Source organism: Pseudomonas sp. rhizo66 (assembly GCF_031931925.1).
Lineage (GTDB): Bacteria > Pseudomonadota > Gammaproteobacteria > Pseudomonadales > Pseudomonadaceae > Aquipseudomonas.
The window spans coordinates 14561-36247 of record NZ_JAUJWZ010000015.1 but is presented as its reverse complement, the minus strand read 5'-3'; the positions used below and the strand labels follow the sequence as shown (position 1 = coordinate 36247).

Genomic DNA, 21687 nt, shown 5'->3' with positions numbered 1-21687 from the left:
AAAAAACGCAGGGAGATGAACCTCATCAAAAATTCTCTCATTCAAATACTGCCAACGTGCCCTAAGGAAACTTGTAAAGCATCCTTCAGGCACGAATATCTTCATATTCTATTAATGACCGCGGCCAGAATCAGTCCCAGACTCCCCCACATAGTCTGTCGATAGACGCCGGACCGTTTCAACCATAAGAATCGAGCCGTGCCTCGGGATTTTCGGGCTTTCTGAAAAAGATCCAGAGTCGATTTATTCTCTTCACTCAACCGTGCGCGAATCGATTCAAGGGCAGCGATATTTCTCTGGTTCCATCCTTTGAAACGCCCGCTGAACATCATGCGCACTCTTGCCAAACGCGCACGTACGCCCATGTCGGAACCGATCAGATTGGTATCGTGCTGCCTGTAGAGGATGGTCGGGGTATGATCATAGACAACTTGTCCACCCGCACCGGTCACCAACAGGTAGGCCCACCAGTCATGGGACACTATATCAAGATGCGCCCCAGCCTCCTGAAATAGAGTTCGCGCCGAACGATTGAAGACCATGGTGTTGCCACCAGCAAGGCTCTGCACCAATGCATTGGCAAAACTGGCCGGCCGTGCGAACAATGGCGAATAGCCGATCACAGCTCCCGCATCGTCAATCAATTCAGTACGCGCGCAATACAACGCTGGAATATCCATCGGCAGATGCTGCAGCGACTTGAGAGCGATCTCAAGTTTGGCGTCTTGCCAGATATCATCCTGATCGGCCCATGCGTAAAAATCGGACTGAGCGTGGGCAACACAGGCCAGCGACAGAAAGTTCGCAGCGAAACCTCGCTTTGGACCTTGCCGGACAGTCAGCTTGCCTTCACCCCAAGCCCCGGCGTATTGGCGCAAAATATCCAGAGTTGCATCGGTTGAGCCATCATCCGATACGACGACATCCCAATTCTGAAAACTTTGACGAGCAATGGAATCCAGTTGTTGAGACAGAAAACGCTCACCGTTGTAAGTACACATAAGGATTGTGACGCGCGAAGCGTGCGAACCTTTACCCGGCTCACGGGGAGGTAAATCGCCTGTCTGAACAGCTTGCGGAAGAGGGACTACCACCGAGCACTCCATTGCGTTAAGGATAAAATAATGACGGGGTTGATTCGCCCGCCATCAAACTGCGCACTATCATTGGGGCAAGCCTTACATGCTCTTCTCATGGGCCGCTCCGACTGCGCAAAATTTGCCATTATAACAATGAGTCAAAGCCACTTAATAGCCCGGTGATATCACTACAGGAAATACGGTCGGGCATTCACAGCACCGGAAAATAGAAACCCCATCCGCCTGGATTGAACTTCAATAACCCGGCAAAGCTGCATTGGTTTGGGGTGCGTAGGGTATCAAGCGCCCTGCATTGGCAAAAGGGGTGGCATTCTGCCAATTGGCACTTGCAGATCGACGGCCACTACTCCCCGACACCTTCAACCCCATTCGAAAACAGCACGCGAATTGATCAATGATCGAGGTAATGCATCGCTGTGACCTTCAAGGCCTTGTCGACACTGAAAGGAGGCGACCACTGCAACAGCAAGCGGGTTTTATTGATGTCGACCTGCAGTGAACCGCAAAGTCTTTGCGCCATGTCCCCTTTACCCACCAATTGTGCAGCAGCTCGCAGCAGCATTTGCGGCAGAGGCAACAACAAGGCCCGCCTATCCAGAGCCGCCGCCATACGCCGCAGCAAGCGAGTGGTAGACAAGTCTTCGCCATCGCTGACCAGAAACGTCTGATTCGCCGCTGCGGGGTGCGCAATACAGGTAACAATCAGATCCACGAGATTGCCCAGAGCTACCAGACTGCGCTGATTTCGCAACGCCCCCAATGGCAACGGCAAGCCCTTGCGCAACCAGCTCATCATGCTGAGGAAGTTGGCTTTTACGCCCGGGCCATACACCAGCGGCGGACGGATGATGACAATCTCCATGCCGGTCTCACGACCGATTTCACGCAAGCGCTCTTCCGCCTCGCATTTGGAAACACCATAGGGATCAACGGGTGCGGGCTGATCGTCAGCCTTGAAGGGCATTCCGGGCAATGTCGCTTCACCGTTGACCTTGATCGAACTGATGAAGAGAAAACGCCTGACACCCGCCTCGGCCGCTTTGCGCGCCAGACGCGTTGTGCCTTGGACGTTGACCTCACGAAATTTTGCCAGAGGGTCTGCGGCAGTATCACTCATCACATGGACGCGGGCTGCACAGTGAACCACCGTATCAATCTGCATCAACGCTGGCAGTTCAACGCTGGCGCTCAAATCGAACGACACCACATCGCACAAACCGCTCAACCGGCTTTCACCGCGCACGGCGGCAACAGGCGCATACGCCTTGTCCAGCAACATGCGAAAAACCACTGCCTCACCGACAAACCCGGTGGCACCCGTAACCAATACCCGGCGCTTCGTCATTCAGCTTTTTTCCCAATGACCGCAGTGGCCCAACAAATACAGAAGAAAAACACCTTATCCCTCGTTCGACGCCGGCAATGCCGGGCACTCAGGGACAATCTCAGCAACTGTCTGCGCCCTAACGGCAACCAGCGACGCACGAACGCATCGTCCGCGACACCCACCAGTTTGGCGATCAATCGCACCTGGGAGAACCACCAACCATCGTGAATCGTCTTGTATCGATTAATCAATGAACCGAGGCCGGTATTCGCCCCCACCTGATTTTGCTCGTGCTGGCGATATTGCATGGATGACAGCGGATCAATGAACCAGCGAAAACCGTGGCTGCGGCTGTAGGCGTAGCAATACCAGTCATGCAGGCTAACCTGCTGCAACTCGTCCCAATTGGCGAGCATCGACACCTTCAACTGCGTCACCAGTCGACGACTCATGACATAAGTACAACCCGGACCGGCGGCTTCGAACAAATAATCCCACGCAACTTGCGGCTGCCCTTTATCTACCAGACAAGCCCGCCCGTCCGCCCAGAAGGCCGTGACGCTGCTGGAGTAGGCGTCAACCTGGCGCAACTTGATCGCCTGGATCGCGCGATCAAGCTTGTCGAGATTCCAGACATCATCCTGGTCAGCGAATGCGATGAAGTCATATTCATCGACAGGCACATCGCGAATCAGCCTGAAGAAATTACGCGACGCCCCCCCAAAGCTGCCGGCTTCAGGCAGGACGATCACTTGAGCATGGCGCGCGGCATAATCCGCGCACCATGCTTCGGTACCGTCAGAGGAAGGGTCGATACTGACATAGACAGTTACATCGACAGTTGACTGGCCAAGGATCGAGTCCAACTGCTCCTCGATCCAACGCATGCCGTTGAAAGCCGCCAGCAACACTGCAACCTTGGGACGTTCTACTGGCATGCCAATCCTGATTAGACCGGTTAAACACTACTGTTCGAAAAAGGCTCTTCGATCAGCGTGAAGGCGTGTCCAAAAGCTTCTGCAAGTATTGGCCGTAACCAGTCTTCTTAAGTGCATCAGCTTGAGCGGCCAGTTGTTCGGCGGTAATCCAGCCGTTGTGATAGGCAATTTCTTCCAGGCAGGCGACTTTCAAGCCCTGACGCTGCTCAATGGTGTGAACGAAGTGACTTGCTTCTAGCAGGGAATCATGGGTTCCGGTATCCAGCCAGGCGAAACCACGACCCAGCATTTCTACATTCAGCGACTTCTGCTCAAGGTAGGCACGATTGACGTCGGTGATCTCCAGTTCTCCACGCTCCGAAGGCTTGATGTTCTTGGCAATCTGAACCACCTGATTGTCATAAAAATACAGGCCCGTCACGGCATAGCTGGATTTTGGCGTTAGCGGTTTTTCTTCGATGCTCAGCGCGCGACCGGAGCCGTCGAACTCCACAACACCAAAACGCTCCGGATCGGAAACGTGGTAACCGAATACCGTTGCACCCTGCTGCTGGTTGGTGGCCGAACGAAGATTGTCGGAGAAGTGCTGGCCGTAAAAGATGTTATCGCCCAGTATCAGACAGCAAGGATCGCTGCCGATGAACTCTTCTCCGATGATAAAGGCCTGCGCCAAGCCATCGGGACTTGGCTGCTCGGCATAAGTCAATTTGATGCCATACAGACTTCCATCCCCCAGAAGCTTGCGGAAACAAGGCAAGTCTTCAGGGGTAGAGATAATCAGAATTTCGCGCATACCTGCCAACATCAGCACCGACAGCGGATAAAAGATCATCGGCTTGTCGTAGATTGGCAGCATCTGCTTGGAAACCCCGAGGGTCAGCGGGTGCAAGCGAGTGCCCGAACCACCAGCGAGGATGATGCCTTTACGATTTGTCGTGGTCATTTGTTCAGAACTTCCCTAAGCATTCGGGTTACACCACTTTGCCAGTCCGGCAAGTGTAGAGAAAAATTGTCGCGCAGCTTCTGAGTACTCAAGCGCGAGTTCAGAGGGCGTTGCGCAGGTGTCGGATAAGCAGTTGTTTCGATCGGATTGACCGTCGTCACAGCCAACTCCTCGCCTTGAGCTTTTGCGAAGTCAATGACATGACTGGCATATCCATGCCAGGAAACTTCGCCCGCAGCAGCCAAGTGATAGAGGCCGGCCAACTCTGGACGCTTGATAACTAGCTGTATAGCCAACGCCGTAACATCAGCGATCAGATCAGCCCCGGTCGGCACTCCGATCTGATCTGCGATAACGCTCAACGTTTCGCGATCTTTCGCCAACCGCAGCATGGTCTTGGCGAAGTTGTTGCCGCGGGCACCGTAAACCCAGCTGGTACGGAAGATTAGATACTTGCAACCCGACGCGATAATTGCCTGCTCGCCGGCGAGCTTGCTGGCGCCGTAATGGTTCACCGGCGCAACAGGGTCTGTCTCTTGCCATGGCGTTACGCCTTCGCCACTGAAAACATAATCCGTTGAGTAGTGAACCAGCCATGCGCCCAGCGATGCGGCTTCTTCTGCCATCACGCCACTCGCAAGGCCGTTTACGCGATCCGCCAACTCGGTTTCCGATTCAGCTTTGTCGACCGCCGTATAGGCAGCGGCATTTACAATAACGTCGGGCTTTATCTGACGAATCGTTGCACGCAGGGATTCAAGATTCGACAGATCACCGCTGAGGCCATCAACAAGGTGACGATCAAGAGCGACGAGTTCGCCAAGCGGAGCAAGGGAACGTTGCAGCTCCCAGCCCACCTGCCCGTTCTTTCCTAGAAGTAGGATCTTCATGCTTTATTCGAGCGATCCGCGTAGTTCTGATCAATCCACTGCTGGTAGCTACCGCTCTTCACGTGCTCCACCCACTCAGTGTTATTCAGATACCATTCGACGGTCTTGCGAATACCGGTTTCAAAAGTCTCTTCCGGAGTCCAACCCAGCTCACGCTGGATCTTGCTCGCATCGATGGCATAACGCACGTCATGACCAGGGCGATCCTGAACATAGGTGATCAGGCTGGCATGAGGACGATGGACAGAATCAGGGCGCAACTCATCGAGCAACGCACACAGGGTATGCACCACTTCGATGTTTTGTTTTTCGTTATGACCGCCGATGTTGTAAGTCTCACCGATCACGCCTTCGGTGACGACTTTGTACAACGCGCGCGCGTGATCTTCGACATACAGCCAGTCACGAACCTGGTTGCCTTTGCCATAAACCGGCAGAGGCTTGCCTTCCAGCGCATTGAGAATGATCAGCGGGATCAGCTTCTCCGGGAAGTGGCATGGACCGTAGTTGTTCGAGCAGTTGGTAACCAACGCAGGCAAGCCATAAGTTCGCGCCCAGGCACGAACCAAGTGGTCAGAGCTGGCCTTGCTGGCCGAATATGGCGAGCTTGGCTGGTAAGGCGTAGTTTCGGTGAAGAGATCTTCCGGACCTTCGAGGTCTCCGTAAACTTCGTCAGTCGAAATGTGATGGAAACGGAAGTTCACTTTGCGCGCATCATCCAAAGCAGCCCAGTAATGGCGTGCGGCTTCAAGCAACGTGTAAGTGCCGATAATATTGGTCTGAATGAACTCAGACGGGCCGGAGATGGAGCGGTCGACGTGGGACTCTGCCGCCAGATGCATGATTGCATCAGGCTGGTGCTCACGCAAAACACGATCGATTTCATCACGATTACAGATGTCGACACGCTCGAAGGCGTAACGCGAATTCTGGCTGACTTCTACCAACGATTCCAGATTGCCAGCGTAAGTCAGCTTATCGACATTGACCACCGCATCGGAAGTGTTGGAGATGATGTGACGTATGACTGCCGAGCCAATGAAGCCGGCGCCGCCGGTAACTAGAATTTTCACGCGAAACGATACCCTTGAGCTGCGGACAGCGCTGCAAGCGAGCGCGGTCTAATCCATGAATGCAGAAGCAACTATCAGTTGGCATCCGTCAGAGTCAGTCTGAATCGACATGCGTTAAGGCACGATCGAACAAGGGCTGCATTTTACAGCTTAATGATGGTTTTACTAATGGATAAAGACAGACTGTGGCGCAATTTCGACAGACGCCGTGCGCCTGTCGTTTTCAGACCAGTCGCTTGCGTGCAAGTCTTGACGAACGCCCCAGGAACCAGCCCAGCACAGGGCCGATCAGCATTCCAAGCAACAGCGCCAACACCACAACCAGAGACACTGGCAACTGCGGGCCGGAAAAACCAAGAAACAAAAGCGAAACCGACTGCTGATTCTCAAGCACAAAAGCCAGAACGATCAGAACCATCAGCAGAAGAAATACGCCAAGCAGTATGCGTTTCAAGTTACGCATTCACGCCCCCTCGAATTTTAATAGCGAAGATCAAACCCCCTCCTCCTCTTCCTCGTTCACCCGATCACGCAACTCTTTGCCCGGCTTGAAATGCGGAACAAACTTGCCGTCCAAACTGACCGACTGGCCGGTCTTCGGATTGCGACCCACACGCGGCGCACGATAATGCAGGGAGAAGCTGCCAAACCCACGGATCTCGATACGATCACCGGTGGCCAGACACTGGGACATTTGTTCAAGCATGGTCTTGATGGCCAGCTCCACATCCTTGGATGAGAGTAGCCCTTGATGGGTGACAATTCGTTCGATCAACTCCGACTTCGTCATATTTTTCCCTTCTTTTTCAAGCAGCTAGATCAGCGCTTGAAAGGTTTTAGCACGCCCGGAAGATTTTGAACAGCCCAGGGATTGACATATCTTCCTTGGCGTCGAAACGCCCATTTTCAGGGCATCAAAGCAACAAACTGAGCAATGCATGCTTATCGACAGATCACCAGCATGGTGCGCGTGACGTAGCCCGCCGGATTGAAGCCAAAAGGAAACTCATCTTCGTCCTTGGCATCATCCGATCGCGTGACCACCTTGTATCCCGCCCCCTTGCACTCCTTTGCCGCGCGCTTCTGACATTTCTCCCAGCCAGAGCCCAATCCGGAGCAGTCGACCTCTATACCACTGACACCACGCACGGCATGGGTCTTGGCACTGGTCGTACAGCCAGCCAGAACCAGTACAGCCATGAGGACAATAAACTTGTTCATCCACTTCCTTATGCCAGGCAACTGCCCGACGACTACACACTTAAGACCAAGCTTAGTCGTGAATAGGCGATTGATCCGATTAAAGAAACAGACCACCCGGAAGCAAGATTGGTTTCACTAAAAACCCCACACAAGCCGTGAGCACTAAATCGCAGGCACAAAAAAGGGCGACCGAAGTCGCCCTTTTTCATGATCAAGCAGAACTTAGTTCTGTTTGGCCATTGCTTGACGCAGCAGTGCAGCCATAGTGGTATCGGCAGGAGCAGCAGCTTCACCTTCTTTCAGGCTCTGGATAGCTTCTTTCTCTTCAGCATCGTCTTTCGATTTGATCGACAGCTGAATTACACGGCTCTTACGATCAACGCTGATGATCTTGGCTTCTACTTCCTGGCCTTCTTTCAGAACGTTGCGCGCGTCTTCAACGCGGTCACGGCTGATTTCGGAGGCTTTCAGAGTCGCTTCGATATCGTCGGCCAGAACGATGATGGCGCCTTTGGCGTCAACTTCTTTCACGGTGCCAGTAACGATTGCGCCTTTGTCGTTAACCGAGACGTACTCGGAGAACGGATCGCTTTCCAGTTGCTTGATACCCAGGGAGATACGCTCGCGCTCTGGGTCAACCGACAGGATAACGGTGTCCAGCTCGTCGCCCTTCTTGAAACGACGTACGGCTTCTTCGCCCACTTCGTTCCAGGAGATGTCGGACAGGTGAACCAGACCGTCGATGCCGCCGTCCAGACCAATGAAGATACCGAAATCGGTGATCGACTTGATGGTGCCGGAGATTTTATCGCCCTTGTTGAACTGGCCAGAGAAATCTTCCCATGGGTTAGATTTGCACTGCTTGATGCCCAGGGAGATACGACGACGCTCTTCGTCGATGTCCAGAACCATAACTTCCACTTCGTCGCCGACTTGTACGACTTTCGAAGGGTGGATGTTCTTGTTGGTCCAGTCCATTTCCGAAACGTGTACCAGACCTTCAACGCCTTCTTCCAGCTCAGCGAAGCAGCCGTAGTCGGTCAGGTTGGTTACACGAGCGGTAACGCGAGTGCTTTCTGGGTAACGGGCTTTGATAGCAACCCATGGATCTTCGCCCAGTTGCTTCAGGCCCAGGGAAACACGGTTGCGTTCGCGATCGTATTTCAGAACCTTAACGTCGATTTCGTCACCAACGTTGACGATCTCGGAAGGATGCTTGATGCGCTTCCAGGCCATGTCGGTGATGTGCAGCAGGCCGTCCACGCCACCCAGATCGACGAATGCGCCGTAATCGGTGAGGTTTTTGACGATACCTTTGACTTGCTGGCCTTCCTGCAGGGATTCCAGCAGAGCTTCACGCTCGGCGGAGTTCTCGGCTTCCAGGACGCTGCGACGGGAAACGACAACGTTGTTGCGCTTCTGGTCCAGCTTGATGACCTTGAATTCCAGCTCTTTGCCTTCCAGGTGCGTGGTGTCGCGCACTGGACGGACGTCAACCAGGGAACCTGGCAGGAACGCACGGATGCCGTTAACGTCGACAGTGAAGCCGCCTTTAACCTTACCGTTGATAACGCCCTTGACCACTTCCTCAGCTGCGAAGGCTGCTTCCAGAACGATCCAGCATTCAGCGCGCTTGGCTTTTTCACGGGACAGCTTGGTTTCACCGAAACCGTCTTCAACCGAGTCCAGCGCAACGTGAACTTCGTCACCGACATTGATAGTCAGATCGCCAGCGTCGTTGTAGAACTGCTCAAGCGGGATGAGTGCTTCAGACTTCAGGCCAGCGTGAACGGTTACCCAGCGAGCTTGGTAATCGATATCAACGATAACACCGGTGATGATGGAGCCTGCCTGAAGGTTCAGGGTTTTTAGGCTTTCTTCAAAGAGTTCCGCAAAGCTTTCGCTCATTTTAATTCCTGTAAATGAGGGCGAAGGATACGCCCATCTCCACACCCCAGACGGTGTGGGTTAGTTTCATATAAAAGAAGCGCTGCAGGACTATGACTGGTCCCCTGCGGCCTTCTTGGTCACCCGGCGATATCGCGAATGGCGATTTCGCTCATGATGCGTTCAAGCACCTGATCGATGGACAACTCCGTGGAATCCAGCTGTATGGCGTCAGCCGCCGGCTTAAGCGGGGCTACCGCTCGCTGGGTGTCACGCTCGTCGCGAGCACGGATCTCATCTAGCAGACTCGACAGACTAACACCCTCGACTTTGCCCTTCAACTGCAAATATCGACGGCGAGCTCTCTCCTCGGCACTGGCGGTCAGGAAAATCTTCAGCGGTGCATCCGGAAAAACCACCGTGCCCATGTCGCGGCCGTCGGCTACCAGGCCCGGCGCTTCCTGAAAAGCACGCTGGCGCTGCAGCAGCGCCTCGCGCACGGCCGGCAATGCCGCCACTTGCGAAGCACCGGAGCCGACGCTTTCGGTACGGATGACATCGCTGACTTCGTCACCTTCCAGAATGATCCGTTGCAACTGACCGTCGGTCGCCGCAATGAACTGAACATCCAGATGAGCAGCGAGTTTCTTCAGCAGCTCTTCATTGGTGAGGTCGACACCATGGTTACGTGCAGCAAATGCCAGCAAGCGGTACAACGCACCGGAATCCAGCAGGTTCCAGCCCAGACGCTTGGCCAGAATCCCGGCTACGGTGCCTTTGCCCGAGCCGCTTGGCCCATCAATGGTGATGACCGGTGCAATGTTTTTCACGACTGAGCCTCTTGTGCCACACGAATACCCACCTGCCCGCACAGCGCGAGGAAGTTCGGGAACGACGTCGCGACGTTGGCGCAATCATGGATGCGGATTGGCGCAGTAGCGCGCAACGAGGCAACGCTGAACGCCATCGCGATACGGTGATCGCCATGACCATGCACTTCGCCGCCGCCAATCTGGCCGCCGTCGATGATGATGCCGTCCGGGGTTGGCTGGCATTTCACGCCCAGCGCCAACAGGCCGTCCGCCATCACTTGAATACGATCCGATTCCTTGACCCGCAGCTCTTCAGCGCCAGTCAGCACGGTACGCCCTTCGGCGCAGGCAGCCGCCACGAACAGCACCGGGAATTCGTCGATGGCCAGCGGAACCAGCGCTTCGGGAATCTCGATACCTTTGAGTTTAGCTGCCCGCACGCGCAGGTCGGCCACAGGCTCGCCGCCGACTTCACGCTGGTTCTCCAGAGTGATGTCCGCGCCCATCAAACGCAGGATGTCGATCACGCCGGTACGGGTCGGGTTAATGCCGACATGCTCAAGCACCAGCTCCGAACCTTCAGCGATCGATGCAGCGACGAGGAAGAACGCCGACGACGAGATGTCACCCGGCACTTCGATATGGGTCGCGGCCAGCTTGCCACCGGACTCGACCGACGCCGTGGCGCCATCAACGCTCACCGGATAACCGAAGCCACGCAGCATGCGCTCGGTGTGGTCGCGAGTCGGAGCCGGCTCGGTCACCGTGGTCTTGCCTTCAGCGTACAGACCAGCAAGCAGCAGGCAGGATTTCACCTGAGCACTGGCCATCGGCATGGTGTAGGTCAGGCCTTTAAGCTTGTGACCACCGCGAATGGTCATCGGCGGACGACCTTCGGCAGCGGTCTCGATCACGGCGCCCATTTCACGCAGCGGATTGGCCACACGATTCATTGGACGCTTGGACAGCGACGCATCGCCAGTCAAAACACTGTCGAAGTTCTGCGCAGCCAACAGGCCGGACAGCAGACGCATCGAAGTGCCGGAGTTGCCCAGATAGATCGGGCCCGGCGCCGGTTTCAGACCGTGCAGGCCGACACCATGGATGGTTACGCGGCCGTGGTGCGGGCCTTCGATGACCACGCCCATGTCGCGAAATGCCTGCAAGGTCGCCAGGGCGTCTTCGCCCTCAAGGAAACCTTCCACTTCGGTGACGCCTTCGGCCAGCGAGCCGAGCATGATCGAGCGGTGGGAAATCGATTTATCACCCGGTACGCGAATCCGACCGGACAGGCGGCCACCAGGTTGAGCCAGGAAGATCAGATCGTTGGAATTCATAGCGTCCACATAGGCCCTGCGGGCCAGGATTTTACTGAAATGCTCGCGGGCAACCCGGGCGCGCGTGAAAACGCCCAACAATTGGTGCCCATCCCCTGCATCGACCGCGTCGCGCAAGGCGTCGAGGTCGCTGCGAAATGTATCGAGTGTGCGCAGGACAGCCTCGCGGTTGGCGAGGAAGATGTCGTGCCACATCACCGGGTCGCTTCCGGCGATTCTTGTGAAATCGCGGAAACCGCCCGCAGCGTAACGGAAGATCTCAAGATTTTCATTGCGCTTGGCCAACGAGTCGACCAGACCAAAGGCCAGCAGGTGCGGCAAATGGCTGGTCGCGGCCAGCACCTCATCGTGACGCTCGACCTGCATGTGCTCGACGTCGGCGCCCAATTCGCGCCACAGACGATCGACCACGGCCAATGCGGCCGGATCGGTTTGCTCAAGCGGCGTAAGGATCACTTTGTGGCGACGGAACAGTTCTGCATTGGAGGCTTCCACCCCGCTCTGCTCGGAACCGGCAATCGGATGGCCTGGCACGAAACGCGCCGGCATACCACCGAACGCTTCGGTTGCCGCGCGTACCACGTTGCCTTTGGCGCTGCCGACATCAGTCAGAATCGCCTGTCCAAGATCCATACCCGCCAGACGCGCGAGCACTTTTTCCATGGCCAGGATCGGCACGGCCAGTTGAATCACGTCAGCGCCCTGGCATGCAGCTGCCAAGTCGTCTTCACAACGATCGACCACACCCAACTCGACCGCCAGCTTGCGCGATTGCGGGTCGAGATCGACCCCGACCACTTCGCGGCAGACGCCGCTTTCACGCAAGCCTTTGGCAAACGAACCACCGATCAACCCCAGACCGACCACCACCAGGCGCCCGATCATAGGTGCAGCAGATTGCAGTGCAGTGACATCACCCACGAGCCAGAACCTTGCGCAGCGCTTCGAGGAAGCGGCTGTTTTCCGCCGGCAGACCGATGGTCACCCGCAGGTGGTTCGGCATGCCGTAGTTGGCCACCGGACGCACGATCACGCCTTCGCGCAGCAAGCCCTGAAATACCGGAGCGGCTACTTGACCGAGGTCGACGCAGATGAAGTTACCCTTGGATTCGATCCAGCTCAGGCCCAACTCACGGAAACCGGCTTGCAACTGCTGCATGCCCGCCTCGTTGAGCTGACGGCTTTGCGCCAGATACTCGTCGTCCTTCAGTGCCGCACAGGCCGCCGCCAAGGCGAGGCTGTTGACGTTGAACGGTTGACGCACACGGTTCAGCACATCCGCCACCACCGGGGTGGACAGGCCATAACCAACACGCAATGCCGCCAGACCATAAGCCTTGGAGAACGTGCGCGAAACCAGCAGGTTCGGGTAAGCGGCGAGGAAATCCAGACCGTCCGGCAGATCACTGCCTTCGGCGTACTCGATGTAAGCCTCGTCGAGCACCACCAGCACATGCTCCGGAACATCCTGCAGGAACTCGTCCAGCGCCTCTGCGCCGAACCAGGTACCGGTCGGGTTATTCGGGTTGGCGATAAACACGACGCGGGTATTGGCATCAATGGCCGCAAGCATCGCAGGCAGGTCGTGCCCCCAATCCTTCGCCGGAACCACTTTGGCCTGCGCGCCGACCGCCTGAGTGGCGATCGGATACACCGCAAACGCGTGCTCACTGAACACCGCATTCAGGCCCGGCGCCAGATAGGCGCGCGCGACCAACTCAAGAATGTCGTTGGAGCCATTGCCCAGGGTGACCTGGTTCAGCTCGACGCGGCACTGCTCGGCCAGCAGCGATTTCAGCGCGAAACCGTTGCCGTCCGGGTAACGGGTCAGCTCGGCCAGTTCTTCACGGATCGCCGCCAAGGCTTTCGGACTGGCGCCCAGCGGGTTTTCGTTGCTCGCCAGTTTGACGATTTTTGCCGGATCCAGATCCAGCTCGCGCGCCAGTTCGTCCACAGGCTTGCCCGGAACGTACGGCGAAAGTTGTTGCACGCCCGGCTGTGCCAGAGCGAGGAAGTTACCACTCATTTGCTACCGCCCTTAGAGAACTGCTTTCGGGTAGGAACCCAGCACTTTGAGTGCCACTGCTTCCTGACTGATCTTTTCCAGCACACCCTTGATCAACGGATCACGGTGGTGGCCGACGAAGTCGATGAAGAACACGTAGGTCCATTTGCCGCTGCGCGACGGACGGGTTTCGATCCGGGTCAGGTCGATCCCGTTGTCATGGAACGGCACCAGCAGCTCGTGGAGCGCACCTGGCTTGTTGCTCATCGAAACGATGATCGAAGTCTTGTCGTCACCAGTCGGCGGCACTTCCTGGTTACCGATCATCAGGAAGCGCGTCGAGTTGTCCGGACGATCTTCGATCTTCTCGGCCAGACGGGTCAGGCCATACAGACCAGCCGCCATATCGCCGGCAATCGCCGCCGAGTTCCACTCGCCTTTAACCCGTTTGGCCGCTTCGGCGTTGCTCGATACCGCAACGCGCTCGACATTCGGGTAATGCGCGTCCAGCCACTTGCGGCACTGGGCCAGCGACTGCGCATGGGAATAGATGCGGCTGATGCTGTCAGTCTTGGTGTTTTCACCGACCAACAGGTGATGGTGAATACGCAGCTCGACTTCGCCACAGATGACCATGTCGTGCTCAAGAAAGCTGTCCAGCGTGTGGTTGACCGCGCCTTCGGTGGAGTTTTCCACCGGCACCACGCCGAAATTCACCGCACCGGCCGCCACTTCACGGAACACTTCGTCGATCGCCGCCATCGGCTTGCTGATCACCGCGTGACCGAAGTGCTTCATCGCTGCAGCCTGGGTGAAGGTGCCTTCAGGGCCGAGATACGCCACTTTCAGCGGCTGCTCCAGCGCCAGGCACGACGACATGATTTCGCGGAACAACCGCGCCATCTCTTCGTTGCCCAGCGGCCCCTGGTTGCGCTCCATCACCCGTTTGAGCACCTGAGCTTCGCGCTCAGGACGATAGAACACCGGCACTTCGCCTTCGGCCAGCGAGGCCATCTTTACTCGCGCGACTTCCTGGGCGCAACGCGCACGCTCACTGATCAGCTCGAGGACTTTGGTGTCCAGAGCGTCAATGCGAACGCGCAGTGCCTTGAGTTCTTGCTCGGACATCAGCCGTGTTCCTTCTCGAATTCAGCCATGTACGCCACCAGCGCGTTAACGGCGGTGATGTCGACGGCGTTGTAGATGGAGGCGCGCATGCCGCCCACAGAGCGGTGGCCCTTGAGATTGAGCAGACCACGCGCATCGGCGCCGGCGAGGAATGGCTTGTCCAGACGATCATCAGCCAGACGGAACGGCACGTTCATCCACGAGCGGTCCGACTTGTTGATCGGGTTGCTGTAGAGGCCGCTGGCATCGATGAAGTCGTACAGCGTGCGCTGCTTGACGTCATTCAGTTTGGCGATCGCTTCGACACCGCCCTGCTCTTTCAGCCACTGGAACACCAGACCGGACAAATACCAGGCCAACGTCGGCGGGGTGTTGTACATCGAGCCGTTATCGGCCGCGACCTTGTAGTCGAGCATGGTCGGGCACAGCGCGCGCGCCTTGCCCAGCAAGTCTTCGCGAATGATGTTGACGACGATGCCGCTCGGGCCGATGTTTTTCTGTGCACCGGCGTAGATCATGCCGAAACGCGAGATATCAACCGGACGCGAGAGGATGTCCGAAGACATGTCCGCCACCAGCGGCACGTCACCGGTTTCAGGGATCCACTGGAATTCCAGACCGCCGATGGTTTCGTTCGGTGCGTAGTGGACGTAAGCGGCGTCTTTCGACAGATTCCACTCGTTCTGGCCCGGGATGGCGAAATAGTCGTAAGGCTTGGCGGTGGCGGCAACGTTGACGTGACCGTAGCGCGAGGCCTCTTCGATGGCTTTCTGCGACCAGATACCGGTGTCGATATAGTCGGCCGAGCCGTTTTCCGGCAGCAGGTTCAGCGGAATCTGCGCGAATTGCTGGCTGGCGCCACCCTGCAGAAACAGCACTTTGTAGTTCGACGGGATATTCAGCAGGTCACGCAGATCCTGTTCGGCCTGGGTGGCGATGGACACGAACTCATCACTGCGATGGCTCATTTCCATGACCGACAGACCCTTGCCGTGCCAATCAAGGAGTTCCCCTTGGGCGCGCTGCAGGACAGCTTCAGGAAGCGCCGCAGGACCGGCGCAGAAGTTATAGGCTCGCTTGCTCACATCCAATCTCGCTCTGACTTGGTGATACACAAAAAATCTGTAAATCTGATAGGTCTACCTCTGTAGGAGCTGCCGAAGGCTGCGATCTTTTGATCCTGTTTTTTACCTTCAAGATCAAAAGATCGCAGCCTTCGGCAGCTCCTACAGGGGAAATTCATACCGGACAAATAACAAGGGGGCGAATTCTCATCCGCCCCCTCGTTTGTCCGCTTATTCTTGCGGTTCTTCGTCTGCTGCGGCGTCGAGTTGCTGGTCTTCGACGGCATCGTCGTTCACGACAGTGCCTTCGAATTCCTCGCCCTCTTCACCCTCAAGCTCTTCACCTTCAACTTCCGAAGGCTCCTGAACCCGCTCCAGCCCGACCAGGGTTTCGTCCTTGGCCAGCTTGATCAGCGTGACGCCCTGAGTGTTACGGCCCAGGCTCGACACTTCGTCGACACGGGTACGTACCAGGGTGCCCTGATCGGAGATCAGCATGATCTCTTCACCGTCCTGCACCTGAACCGCGCCGACCAGACGGCCGTTACGCTCGTTGCTGACCATGGCAATAACGCCCTGACCGCCACGCTTGTACTCAGGGAACTCGGTGATCGCCGTGCGCTTGCCGTAGCCGCGCTCGGAAGCGGTGAGAATTTCGCTGCCTTTTTCCGGAATCAGCATGGAGATCAGCTTCTGCCCTTCTGGCAGACGCATGCCACGCACACCGCGGGCGGTACGGCCCATGGCGCGAACTTCGGACTCTTTAAAGCGAGTCACTTTGCCGCCGTCGGAGAACAGCATGATTTCCTGCTCGCCATCGGTGATGGCAGCGGAGATCAGGATGTCGCCTTCGTCCAGCTCCAGCGCGATCAGACCGACGCTGCGCTGACGGCTGAAGGCCACCAGCGGAGTCTTCTTCACGGTACCGTTGGCGGTCGACATGAAGATGAACGGGGCCTTCTTGCGGTCGGCAGCCTTGATACGGGCGCGGCGCTCTTCGTCGGTCTCGTTGCTGTTTTCGATTTCTTCTACATCCGCCTCGGCGCCTTCGGCTTCTTCTTCATCAGCCTGACGCTTCATGGCTTCGAGATCGACCGGCAGCATGGTGGTGATGTACTCGCCTTCGCTCAATGGCAGAAGGTTGACCAGCGGACGGCCACGGGCGGCGCGGGACGCTTCCGGAATCTCGTAGGTCTTGAGCCAGTACACCTTGCCCTTGCTGGAGAACAGCAGCAGCGTGGTGTGGCTGTTGGCAACCAGCAGGTGAGCGATGTAGTCCTCATCCTTGACGCCGGTCGCCGACTTGCCTTTACCGCCACGACGCTGAGCCTGGTACGCAGCCAATGGCTGGGTCTTGGCGTAGCCACCGTGGGAGATGGTCACGACGCGCTCTTCTTCCGGGATCATGTCACCCAGGGTCAGGTCGAGACGGGCATCGAGAATTTCGGTACGACGCTGATCGCCGTATTCGGCGCGGATCACTTCCAGCTCTTCGCGGATCACTTCCATCAGGCGCACGGCGCTGTTGAGGATGCGGATCAGCTCGCCGATCTGGTTGAGGATCTCTTGATACTCGGCCAGCAGTTTTTCGTGTTCCAGACCGGTCAGACGGTGCAGACGCAGTTCCAGAATGGCTTGCGCCTGTTCTGGCGACAGGAAGTATTTACCTTCACGCAGACCGTATTGCGGATCGAGGTTTTCCGGACGGCACGAATCGGCACCGGCACGTTCAACCATCGCCACTACAGCCGAGGATTCCCACGGCGTGCTGACCAGCGCTTCTTTCGCTTCCGACGGTGTCGGCGAAGCCTTGATCAGGGCGATCACCGGGTCGATGTTCGACAGGGCAACGGCCTGGCCTTCGAGGATGTGACCACGCTCGCGGGCCTTGCGCAGTTCGAACACGGTACGGCGGGTAACCACTTCGCGACGGTGACGGACGAAGGCTTCCAGCAGATCCTTGAGGTTGAGGATGCGTGGACGGCCGTCGATCAGCGCAACGATGTTGATGCCGAAGACCGATTGCAGCTGGGTCTGGGCGTAGAGGTTGTTGAGGATCACCTCAGGCACTTCGCCGCGACGCAGTTCGATCACGACGCGCATACCGTCCTTGTCGGACTCGTCGCGCAGTTCGGTGATGCCTTCCAGCTTCTTCTCTTTGACCAGCTCGGCGATCTTCTCGATCAGACGCGCCTTGTTCAGCTGGTACGGCAGCTCGGTGATGACAATCTGCTGACGACCACCGACCTTGTCGATGTCTTCAATGATCGAGCGGGCGCGCATGTAAATACGCCCGCGACCGGTACGGTAGGCTTCAATGATGCCGGCACGACCGTTGATGATCGCGGCGGTCGGGAAGTCCGGACCGGGGATGTATTGCATCAGTTCATCGACGGTCAGCTCAGGGTTGTCGATGAGCGCCAGGCAACCGTCGATGACTTCACCGAGGTTGTGCGGCGGAATGTTGGTCGCCATGCCCACGGCGATACCGCTGGAGCCGTTGACCAGCAGGTTGGGGATACGGGTCGGCATGACCGCCGGGATCATTTCGGTGCCGTCGTAGTTCGGCACCCAGTCCACGGTTTCCTTGTGCAGGTCAGCCAGCAGTTCGTGCGCCAGCTTGGTCATGCGCACTTCGGTGTATCGCATGGCCGCAGCGTTGTCGCCGTCGACCGAACCGAAGTTGCCCTGACCGTCTACCAGCAGGTAGCGCAGGGAGAAAGGCTGGGCCATACGGACGATGGTGTCGTACACCGCGGTATCACCGTGCGGGTGATACTTACCGATCACGTCGCCGACAACACGGGCAGATTTCTTGTACGGCTTGTTGAAGTCGTTGCCCAGCTCGCTCATCGCGAACAGTACGCGACGGTGCACGGGCTTGAGGCCATCGCGCGCATCCGGCAGTGCACGGCCGACGATCACGCTCATCGCGTAGTCGAGGTAGGACTGTTTCAGCTCGTCTTCGATATTGACCGGGAGGATTTCTTTGGCCAGTTCGCCCATGAGAAGCCTGATTCCTTTTTCTGGTGAAACTTCGTCATATCCATATGGGACCAACGAAGCTCGTCGGGGCAGGCCGAGTGCCATGCACCGACTTACGACAAATCAACATTGGATCGCGGATTTGCGCAGTAAAGACAGCTCCGTGGAGCTGCCTCGGAAAACGCCGGATGTTATCACAAGAGCCGCCACGCACCTATCCCCCTGATGCGCATGGAGCATAGTTAGTTGACCGGTGACAGGCTTAACGGGGACGAGAGAGGCTCAGAGCTTCGTTGAATGCAGAATTGAGGCTTGGTTTAGCGATGTTTATTGACATTTAGGGCCCCAAACACCTGTAGGAGCTGCCGAAGGCTGCGATCTTTTGATCCTGACCTGTAAAAAGCAAGATCAAAAGATCGCAGCCTTCGGCAGCTCCTACATTGAGTATCACCGCATCAATGCAGGCGTTTGCGGCACATCAACTGGGCCATTTTCACGGTATCCGGACGCTCAACGATGCCTTTCTCGGTGACGATCGCGTCGATCAGGTCCGCCGGCGTCACATCAAATACCGGATTGAACGCTTCAACGTCCGCGCCGAGACGCTTGCCACCCACTTCGAGGAGCTCGGCGCCATCACGCTCCTCGATCGGGATGTCGTCACCGCTGGCCAGATTCATGTCGATGGTCGAACTTGGCGCCACCACCATGAAACGCACGCCGTGGTGCATGGCATTGACCGCCAGTTGATAGGTGCCGATCTTGTTGGCGACGTCACCATTGGCCGTGATGCGGTCCGCGCCAACGATCACCCAGGTCACGCCTTTGGTTTTCATGATATGCGCCGCAGCGGAGTCGGCATTCAGCGTCACCGGGATGCCTTCATTGGCCAACTCCCACGCAGTCAGGCGCGAGCCCTGCAGCCATGGACGGGTTTCGTCGGCATAAACGCGCTCGACCATGCCTTCCAGATAAGCCGCGCGAATCACCCCCAGCGCGGTACCGAACCCGCCGGTCGCCAGCGCGCCAGTATTGCAGTGGGTCAGAATCGCCTGGGCATTGCCCTGATGCTTGCGGATCAGGTCAACGCCGAGCTGGGCCATGGTCAGGTTGGCTTCACGGTCGCTTTCATGAATAGCGAGGGCTTCGGCTTCCAGCGCCGCCAGCGGGTCGGCGTTTTCTTTCAAGCGATCCAGACGATCGTGCATACGGCCGAGTGCCCAGAACAGATTGACTGCCGTCGGACGGGAATCGGCGAGCAAGGCGAAATCTTCTTCCAGCGCCGCCGACCAGTCGCCACCTTCGGCGATCCGCGCACGGGCCGCGAGGACGATGCCATAAGCGGCACTGATGCCGATGGCCGGCGCGCCACGCACCACCATCGAACGAATCGCCTCAGCCACGTCGGCGGCGCTGGTGTAGGCAATCCAGGTCTCTTCGAACGGCAAAATACGCTGATCCAGCAGGTGGAGCGCGCCATCTCGCCAATCGATGGCCTTTACTTTCTCCGCAGCCAACAGTCGATCGCGCATCCCTCACCCCGCACTCATGAACAAAAGCCGCCGATTATAGCGATCCCCCCGCGAAGACGCTCGGGTATACTTCGCCATCCTTTACAAAAGCACTGGAACCGACCCTCGATGCCGAAACCTGCCATTGCGCTCGACTTATTATTGCTGCCGACCTGGCTGGTACCCGTCGAACCTGCAGGCGTCGTGCTCAAGGAACATGGCCTGGGCATCCGCGACGGTCGCATCGTGTTTATCGGCCCGCGCGCTGAAGCGCTGAAGTGTAACGCCACTGAAACCCGCGAATTGCCGGACATGCTGCTCGCCCCCGGCCTGATCAATGCGCACGGCCATGCGGCGATGACGCTGTTCCGTGGGCTGGCCGATGATCTGCCGCTGATGACCTGGCTGGAAAACCACATCTGGCCGGCCGAAGCCAAGTGGGTCGATGAAGATTTCGTCCGTGATGGCACCGACCTGGCCATCGCCGAGCAGATCAAGGGTGGCATCACCTGTTTCTCGGACATGTATTTCTTCCCGAAAGTCGCCAGCGAGCGCGTACACAACAGCGGCATTCGCGCACAGATCGCCATTCCGATCCTTGATTTCCCGATTCCGGGCGCCAGCAGCGCCGATGAAGCCATTCGTCAGGGCGTTGAATTGTTCGGCGATCTGAAGCACCACGAACGCATCAAGATCACCTTCGGCCCCCATGCACCGTACACCGTCGGCGACGAGAACCTTGAGAAAATCCGCGTGATTGCCGAGGAACTCGACGCGTCGATCCACATGCATGTCCATGAGACGGCTTTCGAAGTCCAGCAAGCGCTGGAACAGCGCGGCGAACGTCCGCTCGCTCGCCTCGGTCGTTTGGGCCTGCTCGGCCCGCGCTTCCAGGCGGTGCACATGACTCAGATCAGCGATGACGACCTGGCGTTGCTGGTAGAAAGCAACACCAGCGTGATCCACTGCCCGGAATCGAACCTCAAACTGGCCAGCGGTTTCTGCCCGGTCGAGCGTTTGTGGCAGGCTGGCGTCAATGTCGCGGTCGGCACCGATGGCGCGGCAAGCAACAATGATCTCGACCTGCTCGGCGAAACCCGCACCGCCGCGCTGCTGGCCAAAGCCGTCGCCAGCTCAGCCACGGCGCTGGACGCCCATCAGGCGCTGCGCATGGCCACACTGAATGGCGCGCGGGCATTGGGGATCGAAGCGCAAGTCGGCTCGCTGGAAATCGGCAAAGCTGCGGACATCGTCGCTTTCGACCTGTCCGGTCTGGCGCAGCAACCGGTGTATGACCCGGTTTCGCAGCTTATATATGCCACCGGTCGCGATTGTGTGAAACACCTGTGGGTCGCCGGCAAGCAACTGCTGGACGACCGGCGCCTGACCCGACTCGACGAAGAACAGCTTGGCGCTACCGCCCGGGCCTGGGGCCAACGCATCAGCGGCCGCACCGAATCGTAAACACTCTGGCGCAAACGCCG

18 protein-coding genes are annotated in these 21687 nt (G+C 57.5%); 1 reads left to right on the top strand and 17 read right to left on the bottom strand.

Going from position 1 to position 21687, the window contains the following annotated elements:
* Window positions 1-101: 101 nt before the first annotated feature.
* The 17 genes from QZR14_RS18250 to mtnA form a co-directional block, all read right to left on the bottom strand.
* Entirely contained in the window at window positions 102-1094 is a 993-nt protein-coding gene (locus QZR14_RS18250) for a glycosyltransferase family 2 protein (protein WP_311997320.1), read from the bottom strand.
* A 397-nt stretch (window positions 1095-1491) separates the two neighbouring features.
* A complete protein-coding gene (locus QZR14_RS18245) occupies window positions 1492-2445 on the bottom strand; it encodes a UDP-glucose 4-epimerase family protein (RefSeq protein ID WP_311997319.1) in 954 nt (317 codons plus the stop codon).
* Window positions 2442-3365 carry a glycosyltransferase gene (locus QZR14_RS18240; protein ID WP_311997318.1) on the bottom strand — a complete coding sequence of 308 codons (924 nt, stop codon included), beginning with the start codon at window positions 3363-3365 and terminating at the stop codon, window positions 2442-2444. Before QZR14_RS18240 ends, QZR14_RS18245 begins: the two co-directional genes overlap by 4 nt.
* Before the next feature lie 52 nt (window positions 3366-3417).
* Window positions 3418-4308 (bottom strand): glucose-1-phosphate thymidylyltransferase RfbA, encoded by an 891-nt coding sequence (gene rfbA / locus QZR14_RS18235; RefSeq protein ID WP_311997317.1) that lies wholly within the window; start codon window positions 4306-4308, stop codon window positions 3418-3420.
* On the bottom strand, window positions 4305-5198 hold the full coding sequence (rfbD, locus tag QZR14_RS18230; RefSeq protein WP_311997316.1) for a dTDP-4-dehydrorhamnose reductase: 894 nt from the start codon (window positions 5196-5198) through the stop codon (window positions 4305-4307). Before rfbD ends, rfbA begins: the two co-directional genes overlap by 4 nt.
* Complete coding sequence (rfbB, locus tag QZR14_RS18225; RefSeq protein WP_311997315.1) at window positions 5195-6271, bottom strand: dTDP-glucose 4,6-dehydratase; 1077 nt, start codon at window positions 6269-6271, stop codon at window positions 5195-5197. The genes rfbD and rfbB overlap by 4 nt, the downstream gene beginning before the upstream one ends.
* A gap of 223 nt (window positions 6272-6494) precedes the next feature.
* On the bottom strand, window positions 6495-6734 hold the full coding sequence (locus tag QZR14_RS18220) for a lipopolysaccharide assembly protein LapA domain-containing protein (protein ID WP_311997314.1): 240 nt from the start codon (window positions 6732-6734) through the stop codon (window positions 6495-6497).
* A gap of 30 nt (window positions 6735-6764) precedes the next feature.
* Window positions 6765-7061: an integration host factor subunit beta gene (gene ihfB, locus QZR14_RS18215; protein ID WP_003189779.1), complete on the bottom strand. Its 297-nt coding sequence runs from the start codon at window positions 7059-7061 to the stop codon at window positions 6765-6767.
* 152 nt (window positions 7062-7213) lie between these two features.
* Window positions 7214-7492, bottom strand: a complete 279-nt coding sequence (locus tag QZR14_RS18210) for a hypothetical protein (protein WP_250606031.1) — start codon at window positions 7490-7492, stop codon at window positions 7214-7216.
* Window positions 7493-7696: 204 nt separating this feature from the next.
* Window positions 7697-9382: a 30S ribosomal protein S1 gene (rpsA, locus tag QZR14_RS18205; protein WP_093435292.1), complete on the bottom strand. Its 1686-nt coding sequence runs from the start codon at window positions 9380-9382 to the stop codon at window positions 7697-7699.
* Window positions 9383-9501: 119 nt separating this feature from the next.
* Window positions 9502-10191 carry a (d)CMP kinase gene (gene cmk / locus QZR14_RS18200; RefSeq protein WP_250606030.1) on the bottom strand — a complete coding sequence of 230 codons (690 nt, stop codon included), beginning with the start codon at window positions 10189-10191 and terminating at the stop codon, window positions 9502-9504.
* Window positions 10188-12395: a bifunctional prephenate dehydrogenase/3-phosphoshikimate 1-carboxyvinyltransferase gene (locus tag QZR14_RS18195; RefSeq protein WP_311997389.1), complete on the bottom strand. Its 2208-nt coding sequence runs from the start codon at window positions 12393-12395 to the stop codon at window positions 10188-10190. Before QZR14_RS18195 ends, cmk begins: the two co-directional genes overlap by 4 nt.
* A gap of 28 nt (window positions 12396-12423) precedes the next feature.
* Window positions 12424-13536, bottom strand: coding sequence for a histidinol-phosphate transaminase (gene hisC, locus QZR14_RS18190; protein WP_311997313.1), 1113 nt, complete (start codon window positions 13534-13536; stop codon window positions 12424-12426).
* A gap of 12 nt (window positions 13537-13548) precedes the next feature.
* Window positions 13549-14643, bottom strand: a complete 1095-nt coding sequence (gene pheA, locus QZR14_RS18185) for a prephenate dehydratase (RefSeq protein ID WP_016770924.1) — start codon at window positions 14641-14643, stop codon at window positions 13549-13551.
* On the bottom strand, window positions 14643-15728 hold the full coding sequence (gene serC, locus QZR14_RS18180) for a 3-phosphoserine/phosphohydroxythreonine transaminase (protein WP_311997312.1): 1086 nt from the start codon (window positions 15726-15728) through the stop codon (window positions 14643-14645). The genes pheA and serC overlap by 1 nt, the downstream gene beginning before the upstream one ends.
* 210 nt (window positions 15729-15938) lie before the next feature.
* Window positions 15939-18713: a DNA gyrase subunit A gene (gyrA, locus tag QZR14_RS18175; protein WP_311997311.1), complete on the bottom strand. Its 2775-nt coding sequence runs from the start codon at window positions 18711-18713 to the stop codon at window positions 15939-15941.
* A 434-nt stretch (window positions 18714-19147) separates the two neighbouring features.
* Window positions 19148-20224, bottom strand: a complete 1077-nt coding sequence (mtnA, locus tag QZR14_RS18170) for an S-methyl-5-thioribose-1-phosphate isomerase (RefSeq protein ID WP_311997310.1) — start codon at window positions 20222-20224, stop codon at window positions 19148-19150.
* Between the two features lie 108 nt (window positions 20225-20332).
* Here mtnA and QZR14_RS18165 point away from each other — a divergent pair, with 108 nt between their 5' ends.
* On the top strand, window positions 20333-21667 hold the full coding sequence (locus tag QZR14_RS18165; RefSeq protein WP_311997309.1) for a TRZ/ATZ family hydrolase: 1335 nt from the start codon (window positions 20333-20335) through the stop codon (window positions 21665-21667).
* Window positions 21668-21687 lie beyond the last annotated feature (20 nt).